Annotated in this window: 4 protein-coding genes; all 4 read left to right on the top strand. The window is 54.5% G+C overall.

Features of this window, described 5'->3' with window-relative positions; genetic code table 11:
- Positions 1 to 237: type IV conjugative transfer system protein TraL (gene traL, locus K0778_RS25535; RefSeq protein WP_063101230.1), on the top strand; the 237-nt coding region annotated here is incomplete at its 5' end.
- Between the two features lie 21 nt (positions 238 to 258).
- Positions 259 to 825, top strand: coding sequence for a type IV conjugative transfer system protein TraE (gene traE / locus K0778_RS25540; RefSeq protein WP_000399794.1), 567 nt, complete (start codon positions 259 to 261; stop codon positions 823 to 825).
- Entirely contained in the window at positions 812 to 1,540 is a 729-nt protein-coding gene (traK, locus tag K0778_RS25545) for a type-F conjugative transfer system secretin TraK (protein WP_001230787.1), read from the top strand. Before traE ends, traK begins: the two co-directional genes overlap by 14 nt.
- On the top strand, positions 1,540 to 2,793 hold a 1,254-nt coding region (gene traB, locus K0778_RS25550; RefSeq protein WP_153520328.1), incomplete at its 3' end, for an F-type conjugal transfer pilus assembly protein TraB. The genes traK and traB, both read left to right, overlap by 1 nt.

Genomic DNA, 2,793 nt, shown 5'->3' on the forward strand with positions numbered 1-2,793 from the left:
CTGCCACTGGATGAACTGATCCCCGCAGCAATCTGTATTGGCTGGGGTATCACAACATCGAAATATCTGTTCGGTATTGGTGCAGCGGTTCTGGTTTATTTCGGGATTAAAAAACTGAAAAAAGGGCGGGGCAGTTCCTGGTTACGTGACCTGATTTACTGGTATATGCCAACAGCCCTGCTGCGCGGTATTTTTCATAATGTTCCCGATTCGTGTTTCCGGCAGTGGATTAAATAGAACTGATACCAGGATTGTTATATGGAACACGGTGCCCGTTTAAGTACCAGTCGTGTAATGGCCATCGCCTTTATATTTATGTCAGTGCTTATTGTTCTCAGCCTCTCTGTTAACGTCATTCAGGGGGTGAATAACTACCGTCTTCAGAATGAGCAACGCACTGCCGTGACGCCAATGGCATTTAATGCCCCCTTTGCCGTGTCACAGAACAGTGCCGACGCCTCTTATTTACAGCAGATGGCGCTGTCATTTATTGCCCTCCGTCTGAATGTTTCATCAGAAACCGTCGACGCCTCACATCAGGCGCTTCTGCAATATATCCGCCCGGGCGCACAGAACCAGATGAAAGTTATTCTGGCTGAAGAAGCGAAGCGTATTAAAACCGATAACGTGAACTCAGCCTTTTTCCAGACCAGTGTTCGTGTCTGGCCTCAGTATGGCCGTGTGGAAATTCGTGGTGTGCTTAAAACCTGGATTGGTGATTCAAAACCTTTCACTGATATCAAACATTACATCCTTATTCTGAAGCGGGAAAACGGGGTGACCTGGCTGGATAATTTCGGGGAAACAGACGATGAGAAAAAATAATACGGCAATAATATTCGGCAGCCTGTTTTTTTCCTGCAGCGTGATGGCCGCAAACGGTACGCTGGCCCCCACCGTGGTGCCAATGGTGAACGGTGGTCAGGCCAGTATTGCCATTAGCAATACCAGCCCGAATCTGTTTACCGTTCCCGGTGACCGGATTATCGCCGTGAACAGTCTGGATGGTGCCCTGACCAATAATGAGCAGACCGCCTCCGGCGGTGTGGTGGTTGCCACCGTCAACAAAAAGCCCTTTACGTTCATTCTGGAAACAGAACGAGGTCTGAATCTTTCCATTCAGGCCGTTCCCCGTGAAGGCGCGGGGCGTACCATTCAGCTGGTCAGTGACCTGCGCGGAACCGGAGAAGAAGCCGGTGCGTGGGAAACGTCCACGCCTTACGAATCCCTGCTTGTGACCATCAGCCAGGCCGTCCGTGGCGGAAAATTACCCGCAGGCTGGTATCAGGTCCCGGTGACAAAGGAAACCCTGCAGGCCCCGGCGGGGCTGTCTTCAGTGGCAGATGCCGTATGGACGGGGAATCACCTGAAGATGGTCCGCTTTGCCGTGGAAAATAAAACGCTGTCTGCCCTGAATATCCGGGAAAGTGACTTCTGGCAGCCGGGAACCCGTGCCGTGATGTTCAGCCAGCCTGCCAGCCAGTTACTGGCAGGTGCGCGCATGGATGTGTATGTCATCCGTGACGGGGAGGGCAACTGATGGCCAGTATCAATACCATTGTGAAACGCAAGCAGTACCTGTGGCTGGGGATTGTGGTTGTCGGTACAGCCTCCGCGATTGGTGGGGCACTGTATCTGTCTGATGTGGACATGTCCGGTAACGGTGAAACCGTGGCTGAACAGGAGCCTGTGCCGGATATGACCGGTGTGGTGGATACGACCTTTGATGACAAGGTGCGTCAGCATGCCACCACAGAGATGCAGGTGACGGCAGCGCAGATGCAGAAGCAGTATGAGGAAATCCGTCGTGAACTGGATGTCCTGAACAAACAGCGCGGTGATGACCAGCGTCGTATTGAAAAGCTGGGACAGGATAATGCTGCCCTGGCAGAGCAGGTGAAAGCCCTGGGTGCAAATCCCGTCACCGCGACCGGTGAGCCTGTACCGCAGACGCCAGCCTCACCGCCCGGGCCGGAAGGCGAACCACAGCCAGGAAACACCCCCGTATCCTTCCCGCCGCAGGGCAGCGTTGCTGTTCCACCGCCGACGGCGTTTTATCCCGGGAATGGTGTCACGCCACCACCACAGGTGACCTACCAGTCTGTGCCGGTGCCTAACCGGATACAGCGTAAGGTGTTTACCCGTAATGAGGGAAAACAGGGACCATCACTGCCGTACATTCCGTCAGGAAGTTTTGCGAAAGCCATGCTGATTGAAGGGGCGGATGCCAATGCCTCTGTCACCGGTAATGAATCCACGGTGCCGATGCAGCTGCGTATCACCGGCCTGGTGGAAATGCCGAACAGCAAGACGTATGACGCAACGGGATGTTTTGTGGGTCTGGAAGCCTGGGGTGATGTGTCCAGTGAGCGTGCCATTGTACGCACCCGCAATATCAGTTGCCTGAAGGACGGCAAAACTATTGATATGCCGATTAAGGGGCATGTCAGCTTCCGGGGTAAAAACGGTATCAAGGGCGAAGTGGTGATGCGTAACGGCAAAATCCTCGGCTGGGCATGGGGCGCGGGATTTGTTGACGGTATCGGTCAGGGAATGGAGCGCGCCTCCCAGCCGGCTGTCGGGCTGGGTGCCACAGCCGCTTACGGGGCTGGTGATGTCCTGAAAATGGGTATCGGTGGCGGCGCATCGAAAGCCGCACAGACGCTCAGTGACTACTACATCAAACGTGCCGAACAGTATCACCCGGTGATACCGATTGGTGCGGGCAACGAAGTGACCGTGGTGTTCCAGGACGGCTTCCAGCTGAAAACCGTGGAAGAGATGGCGCTGGAA

The sequence above is a fragment of the Escherichia sp. XD33 genome, from assembly GCF_019375075.1.
Lineage (GTDB): Bacteria > Pseudomonadota > Gammaproteobacteria > Enterobacterales > Enterobacteriaceae > Enterobacter > Enterobacter flexneri_A.

Excerpts from the sequence above, each read along its gene's own strand:
- traE (WP_000399794.1), top strand. The coding sequence starts at position 259 with ATGGAACACGGTGCCCGTTTAAGTACCAGTCGTGTAATGGCCATCGCC.
- traK (WP_001230787.1), top strand. The coding sequence starts at position 812 with ATGAGAAAAAATAATACGGCAATAATATTCGGCAGCCTGTTTTTTTCC.